The following is a 20,473-nucleotide window of genomic DNA, read 5'->3' as shown; positions in this document are numbered from 1 at the left end:
TTCGGACGAGAAGCGGCCCTGGGAAACCGGGGCCGCCTCGTTTACGCCAGGGAAGCGAGCCCGTGTTTTCGCGCTTGCGAAACATGCCGCGACGGGTAGCATCCGCGCGGCTTCGGGACCGGACGGTCCGGCCTTTCGGAGGACGCTTTTCATGACGGTACTCGTCACCGGCGGTGCAGGCTATATCGGCAGCCACATGGTCTGGGATCTCGTCGACGCCGGCGAGAGCGTCGTGGTGCTCGACCGCCTGTCGACCGGGTTCGAATGGGCCGTGGCGCCGGAAGCCGAACTCGTGGTCGGCGACATCGCGGACATGGACCTCGTCTCGCGCCTGATCGCCGAGAAGGGCGTCCGCGAGATCATCCATTTCGCCGGCTCCATCGTGGTGCCGGAATCGGTGGCCGACCCGCTCGGCTACTATCTCAACAACACCGTCGCCTCGCGCGCGCTGATCGAGGCCGCCGTGAAGGGCGGGGTGAAGCACTTCATCTTTTCCTCCACCGCCGCCGTCTACGGCTCGCCGAAGACGATGCCCGTCGCCGAGACGCAAGCCCCGGCGCCCGAATCGCCCTACGGCACGTCCAAGTGGATGACGGAGTTGATGCTGCGCGACACGGCGGCCGCCCATCCCATCACCTTCGCGGCGCTGCGCTATTTCAACGTGGCGGGCGCCGACCCGAAGGGGCGCACCGGCCAGTCGACCCGCGGCGCGACCCACCTGATCAAGGTCGCCAGCGAGACCGCGCTGGGCAAGCGCCCCTTCCTGCAGGTCTTCGGCGACGACTACGACACGCCCGACGGGACCTGCGTTCGCGACTACATCCACGTCTCGGACCTGGCGGCCGCCCATCGCCGGGCGCTCGACTACCTCAGGGGCGGCGGCGCCTCGCTGATCGCCAATTGCGGCTACGGCCACGGCTATTCCGTGCTGGAGGTCCTGGACACTGTGCGCCAGGTGGTGGGCCGCGACTTCGAGGTGCGCATGGCCGGCCGCCGGCCGGGCGACGCCAGCGCCATCGTGGCGGATGCCTCGATCGCGCGGGAAGCCTTCGGCTGGGAGCCGCGCTACGACGACCTGCCGCTCATCGTCCGGCACGCGCTCGACTGGGAAGAGGCGCTCGGGCGACGCAACGCGCTCTGAAGAAAAGGCTCAAGGCTCTGTCGGCTCGGGTTCGACGGGCTGGGCGAGCCCCTCCGTCCCGCCGACATGCGCGGCCACGATCGCGCTGAGCGCCGCGAGCCGTGCCGCCTGGGCTTCGGCCGCCACCGCCTCCGGCGGCGGGAGGGCGCGGGGAAAGCGCATCAGGAGGTTGAGGCGCTCGACGTCGCCGTGCTCGCGCGTCAGACGGATCGTGGTGCCGTTCGCCTCGTCCTCGAACGGCAGAAGCGTGGCGATGCGATCGCCCAAGGCCCTGCCCCCGTCCCAGCGCCAGCGCTCGAAGAGGGCGGCGACGAGGTTGCCGGCGTCGCGGCCGGCCTCGGCCCGCCAGGCGGGGTCGCCGAGATTGAGCTTGATCCGCAGCTCGGCCAGCGTGTTGCCGCCGCGAAGCACGGCGAAACCGTTGGTCTCGCCTCCCGTACCGTACTGCCGCTCGGCGAGGCATTCCCCCTTGGCGCCGACGAGGCTGCTGCCCCAGCCCTCCGTCGACCACCCGGCGGCCACCAGCGTGGCGCAGGCCTCGGCCGGCGCGCCCGGCACCACCTGGGCAAAACTCGGGATCCCCCCGCGCAGGCTGAGGTCGGCTGGAACGGCCGGCGCCGCCGCCGGCTCGCGCGGAGCCGCGATGCGGATCGTCCGCACCGGGGTGGGTCGCAGCTCCAGGACGGGCGGCTCCCGCTCGGCGATGGGCGGCTCAGGCTCCGTGGGCTGGACGGCTAGAAGGCCCGCATAGAGAGCCCCGCTCGCGGCTGCGACCACGGCCGCCGCCAGTCCGGCCCGCGCGAGGTCCGCCCCCGCCATCCCGAACGCGAAGCGCTTGGCGAGATGCCGGCGAAACCGGGACCGGGCCGGCTCCTCCCAGCGGGACGCGAGCGCGACGGCGAGGGGCTCGGGCTCCCGAGCGGCACTCACGGCAGCCGGCGGTTCAGGCGCGGCGTCCGGCTCCGGCGGCGCTGCGGGAGGCACGAAATCCGATGGGCCGAAGGCCGTCGCGCCGGAAGCGGGTCGGCGGGAGCGGGACTCGGGCTCGGGAGCGGCGGGCTGCGGGTCGCGCGCCTCGCTCTCCATCGCCAGGCCCGCCGCCACGGCGATCGCCGAGGCTTCCCGCATCAGCCGCCGGGCGTCGTCGTTGCGCAGGCCGGGGTTCCGAAGGCGGATCGCGTCGCGCTCGCGCCGTGCCTCGATCAGGGCGCGGGTCCGGGCGAGCGCCTGTGCGGATCGGATCGGCAGCGCGCCGGCCCGTCCGTCCTCCGCTCGATCCTCGTCCCCCGAACCGTTCAAATCCCTATCCTTCGCGCGGCGCATCCTCGTCCGCCGGCACCAGTCCAGCGGCGACCGGCTCCACCAGAATGAAGCCGAGATCGAGATCGACCTCGGGCACGGCGGCTTCCGTGAAGGGGATCATAACGCTGCTTCCCTGGTCCGGCGCTATCTCCAGGATGTCGCCGGCGCCGAAATCATGGAAACCGACGACCTCGCCGATCACGCTGCCGTCCACCGTCCGCGCCACGAGGCCGACGAGGTCGGCCTGGTAGAACTCGTCCTCTCCCTCCTCCGGCAGGGCGGACCGGTTCACGAAGAGCTCGGTGCCGTTGAGGAGCTCGGCGGCGTTGCGGTCGGTCACCTCCTTGAAGCGCACCACCACGACGTTCTTCTGAAGCCGGGCGGACACGACCGTATAGCGGCGCCCCTTGGCGTCGACGAGCGGCCCGTAGGCGCCGACATCCTCCGGATCCTCGGTGAAGGAGCGCAGCCGAAGCTCGCCCTTGATGCCGTGAGCGCCGCCGATCACGGCAAGGAGGACGGGGTCGCGGGCGGGTTCGGTCACGGGCGGCGGTCCTGGAAGCGGAAACGGGACGATGCGGCCGTCACTGGCCCGCCCCGCCCTTCGCGTCAAGCGGCAGGGCTTCGCCGAAACGACAAGCGGCGCCCCGACCGAATCGGGGCGCCGCAAGAGGTGTTTCACGTGAAACGTGAAGAAAGGCTTACTCGGCCGACGCCTCGGCGCCGTCCTTCTCGGCCGCGGCCTTGGCAGCCGCTTCGCGGGCGTCTTCCTCGCGCTGCTTGCGCTCGGCCTCGCGCTCCTGCGCCTTTTTGCCCGGCAGGCCCTTGGTCGGGTTGGCGCGGGCCGGACGGTTCACGATGCCGGCCTTGTCGAGGAAGCGCAGCACGCGGTCGGTGGGCTGCGCGCCCTCGCCGAGCCAATGCTTGATGCGGTCCTCCTTCAGCGTGACGCGCTCGGCGTCCTTCGGCAGCATCGGGTTCCAGGAACCGACCGTCTCGATGAAGCGGCCGTCGCGGGGCGAACGGGCGTCGGCGACGACGACGTGGTAGTAGGGGCGCTTCTTGGAGCCGGCACGGGCAAGGCGCATCTTCAGGGGCATCTTGAGTCTTCCTTCTGCTTCTTCTCTATCGCGGCGCCTTCTTGGGATGCGCCGTCGGGTTGGTTTGATCGGGTGGTCCGGGCCGAAGCCCTTATTTCTTCCGGCCGAGGCCGGGAAGTCCGGGGAAGCCGCCGCCGGGAAGGCCCGGCAGGCCGCCATTTCCAAGGCCGGGGGGCAAGCCGCCGGGCAGGCTGCCGAGCCCGCCCTTCTGCATGGCCTTCGCCATCTCCTCGAGCTGCTTGGGGTCCATCTTGGAGAGGTCCGGCATGCCGCCGCCCATCCCGCCGGGCAGGCCCATCTTGGCGCCGAGCCCGCCCATGAGCTTGCCCATGATGCCGGCGCCCTTGCCGCCCTTGCCGCCCATCGCCTTCATCATGTCCGCCATCTGGCGGTGCATCTTGAGGAGCTTGTTGATGTCGGCGGCGTCCGTCCCCGAGCCGGCGGCGATCCGTTTTTTCCGCGAATGCTTCAGCTGGTCGGGATTGGCGCGCTCCCACTTGGTCATCGAGGAGATGATGGCGAGCTGGCGCTTGAGCAGCTTGTCGTCCATGCCGGCGGCGGCGATCTGGTCCTTCATCTTGGACATGCCGGGCATCATGCCCATCACACCGCCCATGCCGCCGAGCTTCTGCATCTGGCCGATCTGCGCGGCGAGATCGTCGAGGTCGAACTTGCCCGACTGCATCTTCTTGGCCATCGCCGCGGCCTGTTCCGCGTCGATGTTCTCGGCCGCCTTCTCGACGAGCGAGACGATGTCGCCCATGCCGAGGATGCGGTCGGCGATACGGCCGGGATGGAACTCCTCCAACGCGTCCATCTTCTCGCCGGTGCCGATCAGCTTGATCGGCTTGCCGGTGACGGCGCGCATCGAAAGGGCCGCGCCGCCGCGCCCGTCGCCGTCGACGCGGGTGAGGACGAGGCCGGAGATGCCGACGCGCTCGTCGAAGGAGCGGGCGAGGTTCACCGCGTCCTGACCCGTGAGACTGTCGGCGACGAGCAGGATCTCGTGCGGGCGCGTGGCGGACTTGATCTCCGCCATCTCCTGCATCAGCGGCTCGTCGATATGCGTGCGGCCGGCCGTGTCGAGGATCAGGACGTCGTAGCCGCCGAGCTTGGCGGCCTGGGAGGCGCGGGACGCGATCTCGACCGGACCCTGGCCGGCGATGATCGGCAGGGTCGCGACGCCCGTCTGCTCGCCGAGCACGCGGAGCTGCTCCTGCGCGGCCGGACGGCGCGTGTCGAGCGAGGCCATCAGGACGCGCTTCTTCTGGCGCTCCGTCAGGCGCTTGGCAATCTTGCCGGTCGTCGTCGTCTTGCCCGAGCCCTGGAGGCCGACCATCATGATGGTGACCGGGGCGGGCGCGTTGAGGTCGATCGCGACCTGATCGGAGCCGAGCGTCGCCACCAGCTCGTCGTGGACGATCTTGACGACCATCTGACCGGGCTTGATCGACTTGACGATCTGGGCGCCGACGGCCTTCTCGCGCACGCGGTCGGTGAAGGAGCGCACCACCTCCAGCGAGACGTCCGCTTCCAGGAGCGCACGGCGCACCTCGCGCAGCGCCGCCGCGACATCGTTGTCGGACAGGGCGCCGCGGCCGGTGAGGCCGTTCAGGATGGACCCGAGGCGGTCCTGGAGGGATTCAAACATCGGGCGTCTTCCTTGTCCTTCCGGTCGCCCGAAAGAATGGGAACTCGTCGCACCCGATCCAAGCCGAAACGCGACGCCAAACGGAAACGCATCCGCGGGCGACACTCGCTGGCGGATGGGGACCTCCGTGCGGCTTCGCGGGGAAGGGGCACGGTCGGCGGGTCGCGGACGGAAGATCGAACGCTGGATCGGGTGCTTGAAACAGGCTCCGGGCGCCGTGTCAAGCCGCCCGGCCGGCCAAGACGCCCGCCCGGACCGCCGAAATGATTCCGTTAAGCATCTTTCCCAACACTCCTTTCAGGATCCCCGGGTAAGGCTCGATGCACGACCCGCGTCATCTCTCCGGCGCGGGCGGCAACGCAATCGACGGCCCGATGACCATTCTGCGCTTTCCCGAAACACCCCGGCCCGGAGACCGCCCCAGCGGTCCCGCGGAGGAGTCGCGGACGGCCGACAGGACCGGCGCGGCCCCCTCGCCCGACGCGCGCTTCCTCCATTCCCTGGCGGCGCTGAACCGCCCCTTGATCGCCGCCGCGATGAGCCGGCGGCCGCGCGCGCAAGCCGTCCTCTCCGCCTTCAGTGCCGAATGGACCCCGCCGCGCCTGCGGGCTCCGCGCCCCGCCAACGACACGACCACGGCCTGACAGGGCGGAAGACGCTCCGGCGCAGCGTCCGAAAATCCGACGCGACCGTGCTTGCGCTCTCGACAAGTTGAAGTTGCGGCGCTATGAGAACGATCGTTCGCTCTCAGGGCCGGAAGCCGCCATGACCCCTCCTCCGCTCGCCGCCCAGGCTCTCCAGCCGAGCGACGATCGCCGGCGCCAGATTCTGGCGGCGGCGCGCGTCTGCTTTGCGCGGGCCGGCTTCCACGGCGCCTCCATGGGCCAGATCTGCGCCGAGGCGCAGATGAGCCCGGGAGCGCTCTACCGCTATTTCCCGTCCAAGGACGCGATCATCGAGGCCATCGCCGAGGAGGAGCGCGTCGGCGCCGTGGCCTGCATGGAGCATCTGCGCGGTCCCGGCTCGATCGCCGACCGGCTGGTCGCCACCGCCATGGAATATCTCGCCTCGGCCCGCGATCCCGAGAGCGGCGGCCTGATGGTCGAGATCTGCTCCGAATCGCTGCGCAACACCACGGTGGGCGCCCGCTTCTGCGAGTTGGAAGCGATGGTGCGCGAATCGATGCGCGCGGCCATTTCCGAAGCGCGCGATGGCGGCGAGGTCCCTGCCGATCTCGACCTCGACGTGGCCCTCACCATGATCTTCGCCTTCGGCGACGGGCTGATGATGCGCCTCCAGTTCGAGCGCGAGGTCGCACTCTCGGCGATCGAGCCGCATCTCCTGCGCGTCGTGCGCGCCCTTCTGCGGATGGACGAGGCCTGACCTCCATGCCCCGCACCACCACGTTCCTTTCCGCTTCGCCCGCGTCTCACCGGAGGCCGCCCATGTCCGCCCGTTCCGCCATCCTGGCGCTGTTCCTGATCGCAAGCGCCGCGCCCGTCGCCATGGCGCAGGAGCCGGCACCCGCCGCCGCTCCGACCGTCGCGCCCCCGTCGATCAGCGTCGTGAAGGCCGAGCGCCGGCCGATCGTCGCGACCGTCCCGGTCACCGGCACCCTGATCCCGCGCGAGACGGTCAGCGTCGGCGCCGATGTCGAGGGCCTGCGCATCGAGGCGCTGGAGGTGGACGAGGGCGACACGGTGAAGGCCGGCCAGGTCCTGGCACGCCTCGCCACCGACCTCGTGGACGCCGACCTCGCCCGCGCCACCGCCCAGATCGCGCGCGCCGACGCCGCGATCACGCAGGCCGGCGCCCTGGTGGAGGAGGCGCAGTCCGCCGCGACGGAGGCGACCAACGCGCTCCAGCGCACCCGCGCGCTTTCGGCCAAGGGGATCGTCGGCCAGGACGTGCTCGACCAGCGCGTCTCGGCCGCATCCGCCGCGGCCGCGCGCCTCGCCTCCGCCCGGCAGGGCATCGCGCTCGCCGAAGCCGACCGGGCGGCGGCCGAGGCCGACAAGCGCTCGCTCGACCTGCGCCGCTCCAAGGCCGAGATCAAGGCGCCGACGGACGGTCTGGTGCTCTCGCGCGCCGCGCGGCTCGGCGCCGTCGTCTCGGCCGCCGCCGGTCCCCTGTTCGAGATCGCCCGCGACGGGCTCGTGGAGCTCGACGCCGAGGTCAGCGAGACGCAGCTCGGCCGGATCGAGAAGGGCCAGCCCGCCACCGTGCGCCTGCCCGGACGCGACGAGGAGGTTTCGGGCGAGGTTCGCCTCGTCTCGCCCAAGGTGGACCAGGCGACGCGCCTCGGACGCGTGCGCATCGCCCTGCCGCCCTCCGCCGCCCTTCGCTCGGGCTCCTTTGCCCGCGGCAGCGTCGAGACGGCGCGCTCGGAAGGCGTCGTGATCGCGCGCACCGCGGTCCTCACCGACGAGGGCGTCGCCCGGGTGCAGGTGGTCAAGGACGGGCGCATCGAGACGCGGCAGGTCAGGACCGGGCTCGTCGCCGGCGACGAGGTCGAGATCACGCAGAATCTGGAAGTCGGCGAGGACGTCGTCTCGCTGGCCGGCACCTTCGTGCGCGACGGCGACGCCGTCACGCCGATCGCGGCGCAGGGCGAGACGCAGACCGCGGAGGCCGCCCGATGAACTGGAACATCTCGGCCTGGGCGATCCGCAACCCGGTCCCGCCCATCCTCCTCTTCGTGGTGCTCCTGGCGCTCGGGATCATCTCCTTCCTGACCCTGCCGATCACCCGCTTCCCGAACATCGACGTGCCGGTCGTCTCCGTCACGATCCTGGAACAGGGCTCGGCTCCGTCCGAGATGGAGACGCAGATCACCAAGCGCGTCGAGGACGCGGTGGCGGGCGTGTCGGGCATCAAGCACATCACCTCCACCATCACCGACGGACAGTCGGTGACGGCGGCCGAGTTCCGGCTGGAGATCAACACCGACCGCGCCGTCAACGACGTGAAGGACGCGATCGCCAAGATCCGCGGCGACCTGCCGCGCACGATCGAAGAGCCGATCATCCAGCGCGTGGAGGTCGAGAACCAGTCGATCGTCACCTATGCTGCGTCCTCGCCGGGCAAGACGCCCGAGCAGCTCTCCTGGTTCGTGGACGACACGGTGATCCGCGCGCTGCAGGGCTTGAAGGGCGTCGGCCGCGTCGACCGCATGGGCGGCGTTGAGCGCGAGATCCAGGTCCGGCTCGATCCGGACCGCCTCGCCGCGCTCGGCATCACGGCGGCCGGCGTCAACGCGCAGCTGCGCTCCACCAACGTGGACCTTTCGGGCGGGCGCGGCGAATTCGGCGGCCAGGAACAGGCGATCCGCACGCTCTCCTCCGCCCCGACCGTCACCGGCCTCGCCTCGACGCGCATCGCGCTGCCCGGCGGGCGCGAGGTGCGTCTCGACGAACTCGGGGCCGTGCTCGACCGCTGGGAGGAGCCGCGCTCCTTCGCGCGGTTGAACGGCGAACCCGTCGTCGCCTTCTCGATCTACCGCGCCAAGGGGGCGAGCGACACGACGGTGGCATCCGCCGTCGAGAAGCGCGTGGAGGAGCTCGGCGCGCAGCACCCGGACGTGCGCTTCTCGCGCATCGACGACAGCGTCACCTACACCTACGGCAACTTCGAATCGGCCATGGAGACGCTGGCCGAGGGCGCCGCGCTCGCCGTCATCGTGGTGCTTCTCTTCCTGCGCGACTGGCGCGCGACGATCGTCGCCGCCATCACCCTGCCGCTCGCCGCCATCCCGACCTTCTGGGCGATGAGCATGCTCGGCTTCTCGCTGAACCTCGTGAGCCTTCTGGCCATCACGTTGGTGACGGGCATTCTCGTCGACGACGCCATCGTCGAGATCGAGAACATCGAGCGGCACATGGCGATGGGCAAGAAGCCCTATCGCGCCGCCATGGAGGCCGCCGACGAGATCGGCCTCGCGGTCATCGCCATCACCATGACGATCATCGCCGTCTTCGCGCCGGTCTCCTTCATGGGCGGCGTCGCGGGCCAATATTTCAAGCAGTTCGGCCTGACGGTCGCGGTCGCGGTGTTCTTCTCGCTCCTGGTGGCGCGCCTCATCACGCCGATGCTGGCCGCCTACTTCTTCCGCGCGCCGCGCCACAAGGGTCCGGGCTTCGGCCGGCTCCTCAAGCGCTACCTCCTGCGCGTCCTGCCGCTGGCGGGCCTTGCCATCGGCGCCGTGTTCGGCCTCGCGGCCCTTCCCGAGGCGACCGGCGCCGGCAACGGTCTTGCCCGCGCCGTTCAGCCCTACCTCGCCTCGCTGCCCCCCGTCTCCTGGGACGCGGCCGGCCGGCTGGCGGTCGAGATCCTGGCCGGCAGCCTGATCCTGTCGGCGCTGCTCGCCTACCTCAACCGCCCGCATCCGGCCGAGCACCACGACGGACCGCTGATGCGCGCCTATACCGGCTTCCTCGGGATGACCGTGCGCTGGCGCTGGGTGACGCTCGCGGCCGGCATCGGGCTCTTCGCCCTGTCGATCCATTCGATCCAGTACCTGCCGACGGGCTTCATCCCGAAGGAAGACGCCTCGCGCATCGTGGTCTCGCTGGAGCTTCCGCCGGGCGCGACGCTGGAGACGACGCGCCGCATCACCGACCAGGCGGCGGCAAGCGTGCGGGAACTGCCCGAGGTGCGTTCGGTGCTCGTCATCGGCGGCGCCTCGCCGACCGGCACCCTGGAGGTGCGGCGCGCCGCCATGACGGTCGCGCTGACCCGCAAGTTCGAACGCACGCGCTCCCAGGCCGACCTCGAGCCGGTGATCACCGCCAAGCTCCAGGCGATTCCGGACCTTCGCTCCTTCTTCGTCAACGACCGCGGCGAGCGCGAACTCTCCGTCGGCATCCTCGGGCAGGACGGCAAGGCGGTCTCGGAGGCGGCCTCCAAGCTCGAGGCCGAGATGCGGCGCGACCCGATCTTCGCCAATCCGAGCGCCATGGCCTCGTTCGACCGGCCCGAAATCCGCATCCGGCCGCGCCTCGACGAGGCGTCCGACCTCGGCATCGCGCCGGACGCGATCTCGCAGACCGTGCGCGTCGCGACCATCGGCGACCTCGGGGCGAACCTTGCCAAGTTCAACGCCGGCACGCGCCAGATCCCCATCCGCGTCCAGCTTTCGGAGGACGCGCGCAAGGACCTCTCGACCGTCAGCTCGCTGCGCGTGAACACGGGGAGCGGCGCCTCCGTCCCGCTGGAGGCCATCGCCGACATCGATTTCGGCCAGGGTCCCTCCACCATCGAACGCTACGACCGCGAGCGGCTCGTCAAGGTGGGCACCTCCATGGCGCCGGGCCACGAGATCGGCGAGGGCTCCGAGCACATCATGGCGTCCGACGCCGTGAAGACCATGCCGCCGGGGGTTCGCCTCCAGCAGGTCGGCGACGCGGAGATCCAGGGCGAGGTCTTCGCCGGCTTCGCCTCGGCCATGGGCGCCGGCATCATGATGGTGCTGGTGGTGCTGATCCTCCTGTTCGGCTCGGTCTTCCTGCCGATCACCATCCTCGCCTCGCTGCCGCTCTCGGTCGGCGGCGTGGTGGGCGGCCTGCTTCTCACCCAGAACGCCATCTCCATGCCGGTCGTGATCGGCATCCTGATGCTGATGGGCATCGTCACCAAGAACTCGATCATGCTGGTCGACTTCGCGGTGGAGCAGGAGAAGCACGGCATGAGCCAACGCGACGCGATCATCGACGCCGGCCGCAAGCGCGCCCGCCCGATCATCATGACCACGCTCGCCATGGCGGCGGGCATGGTGCCGGCCGCCATGGCGACCGGCGAGGGCGGCGAGTTCCGTGCCCCGATGGCCATCGCGGTGATCGGCGGCCTCCTGGTCTCCACCCTCCTGTCGCTGATCTTCATCCCCTCGCTCTACACGCTGATGGACGACCTCAGCCACGTGACCGGACGCCTGTTCCGCTGGCTCCTGAAGCCCAATGCGGGCGAGGAGAACGGCCACGAAGCGCCGGCACCGGCCCTGCACGGCCCCCCGCTGGCGCCCGTCCACGCCGCCGATCTCGGCCATGGCCCGACCTGGAAGCGCGTGACGGAGTTCGGCGGGCGCGAGGGCAGCAAGGGCGGCGACGAGCGCCTGCCCCCGCCGCAGATGCAGCCGGCGGCCGAATAGGCCGGGAAGCTTTTGGGCTTCTGGAAATCGACGGGCGGCGGGGTTATCGAAAGGCCCCGCCGCCCGTTTTTCGTTTCGGGCATCCGACGCCGCCCCGGAAGGCCCTCCCATGTCCACCGACACGCTCTTCTCCACCGGCGACGAGGCCGGCACGGTTCCCTCCATCACCATCCGCCGGCCGGACGACTGGCACGTCCACCTGCGCGACGGCGCGATGCTGAAGGCCGTCCTACCCTTCACCGCGAACCAGTTCAGGCGCGCCATCATCATGCCGAACCTCGTGCCGCCCGTGACCACGGTCGACATGGCGCGAGGCTACCGGGAGCGAATCCTTGCAGCCCTGCCCGCCGGCTCGGACTTCGAGCCGCTGATGACCTGCTACCTCACGGACCATACGGACCCGGACGAGATCGAGCGCGGCTACGCGCAAGGCGTGTGGATCGCCGCCAAGCTCTATCCGGCCGGCGCGACCACCAATTCCCATGCCGGCGTCACCGACATCGCCAAGCTCGCGCCCGTGCTGGAGAGGATGGAGCGGATCGGCATGGCCGTTCTCGTCCATGGCGAGGCGACGGATCCGGCCATCGACATCTTCGACCGCGAGGCGGCCTTCATGGAGGCCGAGATGCTGCCGCTCCTCCAGCGCCACGAAGGGCTGAAGGTCGTGGTGGAGCACGCGACCACGGCCGAGACCGTGGCGCTGGTGCGTGCCCATGCGGGGCGTGCGGCCTGCACGATCACGCCGCACCATCTCGTGATCAACCGCACCTCGATCTTCCAGGGCGGCCTGCGCCCGCATCTCTACTGCTTGCCCGTCGCCAAGCGCGAGCGGCACCGCCTGGCGCTGCGCGAGGCGGCCACTTCGGGCGAAGCCTGTTTCATGCTGGGCACCGACACGGCGCCCCACCGGCGCGGCGCCAAGGAGGCCGAGTGCTGCTCGGCCGGCGTGTTTGGCGGCGCGACGGCGCTGCAGACCTATGTCCAGGTCTTCGACGAGGAAGGCGCGCTCGACCGCTTCGAGGCCTTCGCCAGCCTCAACGGCGCCCGGTTCCATGGGCTGCCCGTCAACGAGGGCACGATCACGCTTCTGAGGAAGCCCGCTACGGCGCTCGCCGCCGTGTCCGTCGAGGACGAGGACGTCGTGGTCTTCCGCGGCGGCGAGCCGCTGCCCTGGTCGCTGGGCGAGGTGCGCGCCTGACGGGCGCAGCCGCCTTTCCATGAAGAAAGGGCAGGCGGATCGCTCCGCCTGCCCTTTTTCTTGAACCCTGCGACGGGAACCGCCTCAGGAGTGGTAGGCCGCCTCGCCGTGCGAGGTGATGTCGAGGCCCTCGCGCTCGGCTTCCACGGTCGGACGCAGCCCAACGATGGCGTCGACGATCTTGTAGAGGATCGCCGAGACGATGCCGCCGTAGACGACGGTGATCAGCACCGCGACGATCTGCGAATAGACCTGGGCGCCCATCGTGACGCCGTCGAGATAGCCGCCGCCGCCGAGCGCGGTGGAGGCGAAGATGCCGGTGCCGATGGCGCCGATGATGCCGCCGACGCCATGGATGCCGAACACGTCGAGCGAGTCGTCGTAGCCGAACTTCGGCTTCACCACCGCCACGAAGAAGTAGCAGGCGGCGGACGAGATCGCGCCGAGGAAGATGCCGCCGATCGGACCGACGGCACCGGCCGCAGGGGTGACGGCGACGAGGCCGGCGATGATGCCCGACACGGCGCCCAGCATCGACGCCTTGCCGCGCAGGAGCGCTTCGAGGATCACCCAGGCGACGGTCGCGCCGGCCGTGGCGGTGAAGGTGTTGATCATGGCGAGCGCCGCGCCGCCGTTGGCCTCGAGGTTGGAGCCGGCGTTGAAGCCGAACCAGCCGACCCAGAGGATCGAGGCGCCGACCATGGTCAGCGTCATCGAGTGCGGGGCCATGTTGTCGCGGCCGAGACCCGTGCGCTTGCCGACCAGGAACGAGCCGACCAGCGCCGCGATGCCGGCATTGATGTGGACGACGGTGCCGCCCGCGAAGTCGAGCGCGGCGACGCCCCCGGCATGGGCGCCGGTGAAGATCAGGCCGTTCGCGTCCCACACCATGTGGGCGACCGGGAAGTAGACGATCGTGACCCAGAGGATGGTGAAGAGCACGACGGCGCGGAACTTGATGCGCTCGGCGAAGGCGCCGACGATCAGCGCCGGCGTGATGCAGGCGAAGGTCATCTGGAAGGCGATAAAGACGTATTCGGGGATGACGACGCCCGAGGTGAAGGTCGCGGCCATCGTGTCCTTGGTGATGCCGGCCAGGAACAGCTTGCCCGTGCCGCCCCAGAAGGCGCTTTCCGAGCCGCCGAAGGCGAAGGAATAGCCGTAGGTCACGTAGATGATCATGACGACGGCGGTGATCGTCACGCACTGCATCAGCACCGAGAGCATGTTCTTGGCGCGCACCAAGCCGCCGTAGAACAGGCCGAGGCCCGGCAGGATCATGAACAGGACGAGGAGCGTCGACACCAGCATCCAGGCGACGTCGCCCTTGTCCATGACGTCGGCGACGGCCGCCGCGGCGTCGGCGGGGACTTCGGCGGGGGCCGGCGCGATGCCGGTCTCCTGCGCGAAGGCGGCGACCGTGGTGAGGCCCGTGAGGGCCAGGGTCGCGAGGGAGGTCTTCAGAAGGCGCATGATCGTCTCGGGTCCCCTCAGAGCGCGTTCGTGTCGGTTTCGCCGGTGCGGATGCGGACCGCCTGGTCGATGCCGTAGACGAAGATCTTGCCGTCGCCGATCTGGCCGGTCTTGGCGGCGGCCGCGATCACCTCGACGGCGCGATCGACCATGTCGGTCGGCACGGCCATCTCGATCTTCAGCTTGGGCAGGAAGCTCACCGCGTACTCGGTGCCGCGATAGATTTCCGTGTGGCCCTTCTGGCGCCCGTAGCCCTTCACCTCGGTCACGGTCAGGCCCTGGATCCCGACGGCGGTGAGCGCCTCGCGCACCTCGTCGAGCTTGAATGGCTTGATGATCGCCATCACGATTTTCATGTGCACCTCGAATCGTCGCGCGTGTCGGACGCCGACAAGCGCCCCGCTGGATTGGGCGACCCCGCGGCCGAGGCCGGGGGTCACGCCCAAACGAGAATCAAGATGCGTGCCAAATGACCGCCGGCCGCGTTTTCGCCGGGATTGTGCGGCGCGAAAGGGGCAGATGCCGGTTCTGTGATCAGCGTCGCTGGTCGCAGGATGCCCCACATGCTGAAAGTGGCGTCACCCGCCTAGAAATTGAGCAGATCAGGCGCCGGCCGGACGGCGCGGGCGGATCAGCCCTTCCTGAGCGACGGAGGCGACCAGCGTTCCGTCGAGCGCGAACAGGGAGCCGCGCGTCAGACCGCGCCCGCCCGACGAGGACGGCGAGTCCTGCGAATAGAGATGCCAGTCGCCGACCGCTACCGGACGGTGGAACCACATGGCGTGGTCGAGGCTGGCCGCCTGGATGCGCTCGTCGAAGACCGACAGGCCGTGCGCGAAGAGCGCGGTGTCGAGAAGCGTCATGTCCGAGAGGTAGGCGAGCGCGGCGGCGTTCAGCGCCGGGTCGGGACCGAGCGGCGCCGTGGCGCGCACCCAGACCTGCTGGCGGGGCGGAAGGCGGTCGCGCGTCAGGTAGTGGTCGAAGGAGACCGGGCGGAACTCGATCGGGCGCGGCCGGCTCCAGTAGCGCCGGATCGGCTCGGGCGCGCGCTCGAGGATCTCGGCCGTCAGCTCGGCGGCCGAGGGCAGGTCGTCCGGCCGGGGCACGTCCGGCATCGGCATCTGGTGGTCGAGCCCCTCCTCCTGTCGCTGGAAGGAGGCCGAGAGCGTGAAGATCGCCTCGCCGTGCTGGATTCCGTGGACGATGCGCGTCGTGAACGAGCCCCCGTCGCGGATGCGGGCGACCTCGTAGATCACCGGCGCCTTGGGGTTGCCCGGCCGCAGGAAGTAGCCGTGGAGGGAATGGACGGGACGCGTCGCATCCACCGTGCGCTGGGCGGCGACCAGCGCCTGCGCGATGACCTCGCCGCCGAAGGTGCGCTGCCAGCCGACAGACGAACTGACGCCGCGATAGAGGTTCTCCTCCAGCTTCTCGAGGTCGAGCGCCCGGAGCAGCCGGCCCATCGTCTCGTCCATGTCCATCCATCCTCTCGCGACAGCCTGAAGCGCCTTGTCCGGCAAATCCGCCGAGGCCGCAAGGCTGGCCCCCCGTGTGTTGCCCCGGGCCGCCCGCGCGCCTAGATCAGAGCGGAACGACGCGCCGCCCGGCCCGTGATGAGGAAAGCCAGCTCATGTCCGACCTGAACGCGACGCCCGCCCCGTCCGCCCGAGCCGATATCGTGGTGGCGGGCGCCGGCTATGTCGGGCTGGTCACGGCGGTCGCCATCAAACAGGCGGCGCCCGAGCTCGACATCCTCCTCGTGGATGCCGCCCCCGAAGGCGTCTGGGAGCGCGACACGCGCGCCTCGGCGATCGCGGCGGCGGCGGTGCGGATGCTGACGCGGCTCGGCGCCTGGGAGGCGATCGCGCCCGAGGCCGAGCCGATCCGGGAAATGATCGTGACGGATTCCCGGACCGGCGACCCCGTGCGCCCGGTCTTCCTCACCTTCGGCGGCGAAGCCGAACCCGGCGAGCCCTTCGCCCATATGGTGCCGAACGTCGCGCTGAACGGGGCGCTGCGCCAGCGGGCGGCCGAGCTCGGCATCGCCGTCCGGGCGGGCGCGCCCGTGACCGGCATCACGGAGCGCCCCGCCTCGATCGCGGTGGAGCTGGGATCCGAGACGGTGGAGGCGCGGCTGCTGGTGGCCGCCGACGGCGTGCGCTCGGCCATCCGCGACATGGCCGGCATCCGCACGGTCCACACCGACTACGGCCAGAGCGGCATCGTGGCGACCGTCAGGCACGAGCGCCCGCACGGCGGCCGGGCCGAGGAACATTTCCTGCCGGCCGGCCCCTTCGCCATCCTGCCCTTGAAGGGCAACCGCTCGTCGCTGGTCTGGACCGAATCGACCGCCGAAGCCGAGCGCCTGCTGCGGGCCGACGACATGGTGTTCGAGCTGGAGCTGGAGCAGCGCTTCGGCCTGAAGCTCGGGAGCCTCACCGTGGAGGGACGTCCCCGCGCCTTCCCGCTCGGCCTGACGCTGGCGCGCGACTTCGTCAAGCCCCGCATCGCGCTGGCCGGCGACGCCGCGCACGGCATCCACCCGATCGCCGGCCAGGGCCTCAATCTCGGCTTCAAGGACGCGGCGGCGCTGGCCGAGGTCGTGGTCGACGCCGCCCGGCTCGGCCGCGACATCGGCGCGCTGGACACGTTGGAGCTCTACCAGCGCTGGCGCCGCTTCGACACGGTGCAGATGGGCGTCACCACGGACCTCCTCAACCGCCTGTTCTCCAACGACAACGGCTTCGTGCGCGCCGTGCGCTCCTTCGGCCTGTCGCTGGTGGATCGCGCGCCCTTCGCCAAGCGTCACTTCATCGCGCAGGCCTCGGGTCTCACCGGGGGACCCTCACCGCGCCTCCTTCTCGGCCAGCCGATCTGAAACGGGCGGCGGACGGCCCCTTCGCGCAAATTCCTTCCCCGCATTCGTGGCGGATTGGAACGCCCATCGGCGCAACCGCTTGCGCCTTGGCCTATTTAGAACCATGACAGCCAGCCGTGGCGGATTTCGCGTCCGCCCGCGGACGGCGTGCGTGGAACGGGCAGCGGGAAGACGAACATGGCGGGTGACGTCAAGGCGAACGCCAAGACCAAGGGGCCGAAGCTTCCGGTCATCATGACCGCCAACGATCTGCTCGAAGGCGAGGTCGTGTTCCTGACGCGGAGCGGCTGGAGCCTCGATCCGAAGGCGGCCCTCGTCGCCGACGACGCCGAGACGGCCGCCTGGATGGAAGAGGAAGGGCGCCGCGGCTTCCGGGAGAACCGGATCGTCGATCCCTATCTCGTCGAGGTGCGGCGGGACGAGGCGGGCCTGCCCGTCGCCAGCCATTTCCGCGAGGCGATCCGGCAGAAAGGCCCGACCATGCTGCCGCAATACGGCAAGCAGGCGGAATTCTAGGGAGTTTTCCGGCAGCGGGCGGACGCGCCCGGAGCGGCCGAACAAGCGGGGGACCGAGGAGGGCTCCTGCGACAAGGACAAGGACCAGCGGCATGTATCGTTACGACGAATTCGACGAGCGCTTCGTGCGCGAGCGCGTCGCCCAGTTCCGCCATCAGGTGGAACGCCGGCTCGACGGCTCGCTGTCGGACGACGAGTTCAAGCCGCTGCGCCTGAAGAACGGGCTCTATCTCCAGCTCCACGCCTATATGCTGCGCGTCGCCGTACCCTACGGCACGCTGAACTCCAAGCAGATGCGCCAGCTCGCCCTGATCGCCGAAAAGTACGACAAGGGCTACGCGCATTTCACGACGCGCCAGAACCTTCAGTACAACTGGCCGAAGCTGAAGGACGTGCCCGACATTCTCGACCTCCTCGCCGATGTCGAGATGCACTGCATCCAGACATCCGGCAACTGCATCCGCAACGTGACGGCGGACCAGTTCGCGGGCGTCGCCGCCGACGAGGTGGAGGACCCGCGCCCGACCGCCGAGCTGATCCGGCAGTGGTCAAGCCTGCACCCGGAATTCTCCTGGCTGCCCCGCAAGTTCAAGATCGCGGTGACGGGCGCCGAGCACGACCGCGCGGCGATCAAGGTCCACGACATCGGCATCCGCGTGCTCCGGCATCCGGAGACGAACGAGATCGGCTACGAGATCATCGTGGGCGGCGGTCTCGGCCGCACGCCGATGATCGGCAAGGTGATCCGCGACTTCCTGCCGAAGGACGAGCTTCTCGCCTATCTCGAGGCAGTGATGCGCGTCTACAACGCGGAAGGCCGGCGCGACAACAAGTACAAGGCGCGCGTGAAGATCCTCGTCCACGAGATCGGCACGGACGAGTTCAAGGCGCGCGTCGAGCACGAGTACGCGCAGCTCAACGGCCCGACGATCAACGCCCCGGCGGAAGAGGTCGAGCGCATCGCGCGCTACTTCGCGGCCCCCGCTTACGAGACCCTACCCGCGACCTCGGCCGTGCTCGACGCCGCCCGCGCGGCCGACCCGGAGCTCGACCGCTTCGTGGAGCAGAACGGCTTCCCGCACCGCCAGCCCGGCTATATCGCGCTGACCGTTTCCCTGAAGCCCATCGGCGGCGTTCCCGGCGACATGTCGGACGCCGAGATGCGCGCGTTTGCCGACATCGCGGAACGCTACTCGTTCGACGAGTTCCGCGTGACGCACGTCCAGAACCTCGTCCTGCCCCACGTGAAGCAGGACGACGTGCCGGCGGTGTTCGCCGCGCTCAAGGCGGCGGGTCTCGCGACGGCCAATGCGGGCCTCGTGACCGACATCATCGCCTGCCCCGGCCTCGACTACTGCGCGCTGGCGACCGCCCGCTCGATCCCGATCGCGCAGGACATCTCCAACCTCTTCGCCTCGGACGAGCGTCAGAAGGACCTTGGGCCGCTCCAGATCAAGATCTCGGGCTGCATCAACGCCTGCGGCCACCACCATGTCGGCCATATCGGCATTCTCGGCCTCGAGAAGTCCGGCCGCGAGAACTACCAGATCACGGTAGGGGGCGATGCCTCGGAGAACGCGGCGCTCGGCGAGCGCGTCGGCCCCGGCATCGACGGCGACCAAGTGCCCGGCGCCATCGAGGCGCTGGTCGAGGTCTACAAGCGCGAGCGGCAGGGGTCGGAGACCTTTATCGACACGGTGAAGCGCGCGGGACTGGAGCCCTTCAAGGAGGGCTTCACCGCCTATGTCGCACGCGAAACGGCGGGAGAGCCGGCATGAGCCTCCTTCTCGACGAGACCGGCGCCAAGGCCGACACGTTCGCGCGCGTGGAAGAGGTCGCCGACCTGTCGCTAACGGAGGGCGCCGTGATCGTGCCGCTCACCGTCATCGACCAGGCGATCGCCGACCGGCGCAACACGCCGCTCGGCCTCCATGTCGGCGGCGACACGCCGCTCTGCGCGCTGGAAAGCTATCTCGGGACCGTGGACCTCATCTCCGTCGGCTTCCCATCCTTCTCGGACGGGCGGGGCCTGTCGCTCGCCAAGCGCATCCGCCGCGCGGGCTTTTCGGGCACCTTGCGCGCCTCTGGCCCCTTGATCGCCGACCAGTTCCGCGAGGCGCTGGACTGCGGCTTCGACGAGATCGAACTGCCCGATGCGATGGCCGCCCGCCAGCCGGTGGAGCAGTGGATGGCCGCCAAGGACATCGTGCGCGACCACTACCAGACCGGCTACGGCGAGGGGGAGAGCATCCTTCAGAAGCGCCTGGCCGCGCAGCGGGAACGGGCATGAGCGCCGAACTCGACGCGACGGTCGAGGCGCTGAACGCCGCCTTCCCGACGATGAGCCCGCTGGAGCGTCTCAAGCATCTGCGCGAAACCGTGCCCGGCCGCATCGTCTTCATGACCTCGCTAGGGATCGAGGACCAGATGCTGACGCACCTGATCTTCTCCAACGCGTTGAAGATCGAGGTCGTGACCCTCGATACCGGCCGCCTCTTCCCCGAGACCTACACGCTCTGGCAGGAGACGGAGGAGAAATACGGCCGCCGCATCAAGGCCAAGTATCCGCAGGCGGAAGCGCTGGAGACCCTGATCGACGATCAGGGCATCAACGCCTTCTATTTCGCGCCCGAAATGCGAAAGGCCTGCTGCGGCGTGCGCAAGGTCGAGCCGCTGAACCGCGCGCTCGCCGGCGCCGCCGCCTGGATCGCCGGCCTTCGCCGCGACCAGTCGGCCAACCGCGAGAGCATGGAATTTGTCAGCGCCGACACCACGCGCGGTCTCGTGAAGGCCAACCCGCTCTTCGACTGGACGCGCGAGCGGATCGCCACCTTCTGCGCCGAGAACGGCGTGCCGGTGAACGCCCTCCACTCCCAGGGCTTCCTGTCGATCGGCTGCGCCCCTTGCACCCGCGCCATCCGGCCGGGCGAGGTCGAGCGCGCCGGGCGCTGGTGGTGGGAGGACGAGACGCGGCGCGAATGCGGCCTCCATGTCGACGACCCCGTCGCCGTCAGCGACACGGAGGAGGCTCCAGCCGCCGCTTCGGAACGGTCGAGCTTCTGATCCCATTCC

The 20,473-nt window shown here is 70.0% G+C and carries 18 protein-coding genes; 11 read left to right on the top strand and 7 right to left on the bottom strand.

The window, feature by feature from the left end; translation table 11 throughout:
• The first annotated feature begins 151 nt into the window (after nt 1–151).
• Complete coding sequence (galE, locus tag O5O54_RS03275; protein ID WP_279478938.1) at nt 152–1,141, top strand: UDP-glucose 4-epimerase GalE; 990 nt, start codon at nt 152–154, stop codon at nt 1,139–1,141.
• Nucleotides 1,142–1,150: 9 nt separating this feature from the next.
• Here galE and O5O54_RS03270 read toward each other — a convergent pair whose 3' ends face one another.
• The 4 genes from O5O54_RS03270 to ffh all read right to left on the bottom strand — a co-directional run bounded on the left by O5O54_RS03270 (nt 1,151) and on the right by ffh (nt 5,194).
• Complete coding sequence (locus O5O54_RS03270; RefSeq protein WP_279478937.1) at nt 1,151–2,440, bottom strand: DUF6030 family protein; 1,290 nt, start codon at nt 2,438–2,440, stop codon at nt 1,151–1,153.
• A gap of 4 nt (nt 2,441–2,444) precedes the next feature.
• Nucleotides 2,445–2,987: a ribosome maturation factor RimM gene (gene rimM, locus O5O54_RS03265; RefSeq protein ID WP_279478936.1), complete on the bottom strand. Its 543-nt coding sequence runs from the start codon at nt 2,985–2,987 to the stop codon at nt 2,445–2,447.
• A 157-nt stretch (nt 2,988–3,144) separates the two neighbouring features.
• Nucleotides 3,145–3,543 (bottom strand): 30S ribosomal protein S16, encoded by a 399-nt coding sequence (rpsP, locus tag O5O54_RS03260; RefSeq protein ID WP_279478935.1) that lies wholly within the window; start codon nt 3,541–3,543, stop codon nt 3,145–3,147.
• Nucleotides 3,544–3,634: 91 nt separating this feature from the next.
• Complete coding sequence (gene ffh, locus O5O54_RS03255; protein ID WP_279478934.1) at nt 3,635–5,194, bottom strand: signal recognition particle protein; 1,560 nt, start codon at nt 5,192–5,194, stop codon at nt 3,635–3,637.
• Nucleotides 5,195–5,568: 374 nt separating this feature from the next.
• On the opposite strand from ffh, the gene O5O54_RS03250 reads away from it, so the two are divergent.
• From O5O54_RS03250 to pyrC, 5 genes are all read left to right on the top strand, one after another.
• Nucleotides 5,569–5,838 carry a hypothetical protein gene (locus tag O5O54_RS03250; protein ID WP_279478933.1) on the top strand — a complete coding sequence of 90 codons (270 nt, stop codon included), beginning with the start codon at nt 5,569–5,571 and terminating at the stop codon, nt 5,836–5,838.
• 121 nt (nt 5,839–5,959) lie between these two features.
• The gene (locus tag O5O54_RS03245) at nt 5,960–6,577 is read left to right on the top strand and encodes a TetR/AcrR family transcriptional regulator (protein ID WP_279478932.1); all 618 of its coding nucleotides are present in this window, start codon (nt 5,960–5,962) and stop codon (nt 6,575–6,577) included.
• A gap of 62 nt (nt 6,578–6,639) precedes the next feature.
• Nucleotides 6,640–7,836, top strand: a complete 1,197-nt coding sequence (locus tag O5O54_RS03240) for an efflux RND transporter periplasmic adaptor subunit (RefSeq protein WP_279478931.1) — start codon at nt 6,640–6,642, stop codon at nt 7,834–7,836.
• A complete protein-coding gene (locus O5O54_RS03235; RefSeq protein WP_279478930.1) occupies nt 7,833–11,336 on the top strand; it encodes an efflux RND transporter permease subunit in 3,504 nt (1,167 codons plus the stop codon). The genes O5O54_RS03240 and O5O54_RS03235 overlap by 4 nt, the downstream gene beginning before the upstream one ends.
• 109 nt (nt 11,337–11,445) lie before the next feature.
• The gene (gene pyrC / locus O5O54_RS03230) at nt 11,446–12,534 is read left to right on the top strand and encodes a dihydroorotase (protein ID WP_279478929.1); all 1,089 of its coding nucleotides are present in this window, start codon (nt 11,446–11,448) and stop codon (nt 12,532–12,534) included.
• A gap of 84 nt (nt 12,535–12,618) precedes the next feature.
• Here the strand turns inward: pyrC and O5O54_RS03225 are convergent, their stop codons facing one another.
• The 3 genes from O5O54_RS03225 to O5O54_RS03215 form a co-directional block, all read right to left on the bottom strand.
• Complete coding sequence (locus tag O5O54_RS03225; RefSeq protein WP_279478928.1) at nt 12,619–14,007, bottom strand: ammonium transporter; 1,389 nt, start codon at nt 14,005–14,007, stop codon at nt 12,619–12,621.
• Nucleotides 14,008–14,024: 17 nt separating this feature from the next.
• Nucleotides 14,025–14,363: a P-II family nitrogen regulator gene (locus O5O54_RS03220; protein WP_055891859.1), complete on the bottom strand. Its 339-nt coding sequence runs from the start codon at nt 14,361–14,363 to the stop codon at nt 14,025–14,027.
• A gap of 246 nt (nt 14,364–14,609) precedes the next feature.
• Entirely contained in the window at nt 14,610–15,482 is an 873-nt protein-coding gene (locus O5O54_RS03215) for an acyl-CoA thioesterase II (protein ID WP_279478927.1), read from the bottom strand.
• A 155-nt stretch (nt 15,483–15,637) separates the two neighbouring features.
• Between O5O54_RS03215 and O5O54_RS03210 the strand changes: the two genes are divergently transcribed.
• The 5 genes from O5O54_RS03210 (at nt 15,638) to O5O54_RS03190 (ending at nt 20,464) form a co-directional block, all read left to right on the top strand.
• Entirely contained in the window at nt 15,638–16,885 is a 1,248-nt protein-coding gene (locus tag O5O54_RS03210; protein ID WP_279478926.1) for a ubiquinone biosynthesis hydroxylase, read from the top strand.
• A gap of 177 nt (nt 16,886–17,062) precedes the next feature.
• On the top strand, nt 17,063–17,401 hold the full coding sequence (locus tag O5O54_RS03205; protein ID WP_279478925.1) for a DUF2849 domain-containing protein: 339 nt from the start codon (nt 17,063–17,065) through the stop codon (nt 17,399–17,401).
• Between the two features lie 92 nt (nt 17,402–17,493).
• Nucleotides 17,494–19,179 carry a nitrite/sulfite reductase gene (locus tag O5O54_RS03200; protein WP_279478924.1) on the top strand — a complete coding sequence of 562 codons (1,686 nt, stop codon included), beginning with the start codon at nt 17,494–17,496 and terminating at the stop codon, nt 19,177–19,179.
• The gene (locus O5O54_RS03195) at nt 19,176–19,691 is read left to right on the top strand and encodes a DUF934 domain-containing protein (protein WP_279478923.1); all 516 of its coding nucleotides are present in this window, start codon (nt 19,176–19,178) and stop codon (nt 19,689–19,691) included. Before O5O54_RS03200 ends, O5O54_RS03195 begins: the two co-directional genes overlap by 4 nt.
• On the top strand, nt 19,688–20,464 hold the full coding sequence (locus O5O54_RS03190) for a phosphoadenylyl-sulfate reductase (RefSeq protein ID WP_279478922.1): 777 nt from the start codon (nt 19,688–19,690) through the stop codon (nt 20,462–20,464). Before O5O54_RS03195 ends, O5O54_RS03190 begins: the two co-directional genes overlap by 4 nt.
• Nucleotides 20,465–20,473 lie beyond the last annotated feature (9 nt).

Origin of the sequence: Aureimonas sp. SK2 (assembly GCF_029813115.1) — a bacterium.
In the GTDB taxonomy this organism is placed as follows: domain Bacteria; phylum Pseudomonadota; class Alphaproteobacteria; order Rhizobiales; family Rhizobiaceae; genus Aureimonas.
Note: the sequence above shows the minus strand (reverse complement) of the source record. Positions and strands in the feature narration are given on the sequence as shown.

Coding starts and splice junctions, on each gene's coding strand:
- O5O54_RS03190 (WP_279478922.1), top strand. CDS start 19,688: ATGAGCGCCGAACTCGACGCGACGGTCGAGGCGCTGAACGCCGCCTTC.
- O5O54_RS03220 (WP_055891859.1), bottom strand. CDS start 14,363: ATGAAAATCGTGATGGCGATCATCAAGCCATTCAAGCTCGACGAGGTG.
- O5O54_RS03240 (WP_279478931.1), top strand. CDS start 6,640: ATGTCCGCCCGTTCCGCCATCCTGGCGCTGTTCCTGATCGCAAGCGCC.
- O5O54_RS03215 (WP_279478927.1), bottom strand. CDS start 15,482: ATGGACGAGACGATGGGCCGGCTGCTCCGGGCGCTCGACCTCGAGAAG.
- O5O54_RS03250 (WP_279478933.1), top strand. CDS start 5,569: ATGACCATTCTGCGCTTTCCCGAAACACCCCGGCCCGGAGACCGCCCC.
- rpsP (WP_279478935.1), bottom strand. CDS start 3,543: ATGCCCCTGAAGATGCGCCTTGCCCGTGCCGGCTCCAAGAAGCGCCCC.
- O5O54_RS03225 (WP_279478928.1), bottom strand. CDS start 14,007: ATGCGCCTTCTGAAGACCTCCCTCGCGACCCTGGCCCTCACGGGCCTC.
- ffh (WP_279478934.1), bottom strand. CDS start 5,194: ATGTTTGAATCCCTCCAGGACCGCCTCGGGTCCATCCTGAACGGCCTC.
- pyrC (WP_279478929.1), top strand. CDS start 11,446: ATGTCCACCGACACGCTCTTCTCCACCGGCGACGAGGCCGGCACGGTT.
- O5O54_RS03235 (WP_279478930.1), top strand. CDS start 7,833: ATGAACTGGAACATCTCGGCCTGGGCGATCCGCAACCCGGTCCCGCCC.
- O5O54_RS03210 (WP_279478926.1), top strand. CDS start 15,638: ATGTCCGACCTGAACGCGACGCCCGCCCCGTCCGCCCGAGCCGATATC.
- O5O54_RS03200 (WP_279478924.1), top strand. CDS start 17,494: ATGTATCGTTACGACGAATTCGACGAGCGCTTCGTGCGCGAGCGCGTC.
- O5O54_RS03195 (WP_279478923.1), top strand. CDS start 19,176: ATGAGCCTCCTTCTCGACGAGACCGGCGCCAAGGCCGACACGTTCGCG.
- galE (WP_279478938.1), top strand. CDS start 152: ATGACGGTACTCGTCACCGGCGGTGCAGGCTATATCGGCAGCCACATG.
- O5O54_RS03205 (WP_279478925.1), top strand. CDS start 17,063: ATGGCGGGTGACGTCAAGGCGAACGCCAAGACCAAGGGGCCGAAGCTT.
- O5O54_RS03245 (WP_279478932.1), top strand. CDS start 5,960: ATGACCCCTCCTCCGCTCGCCGCCCAGGCTCTCCAGCCGAGCGACGAT.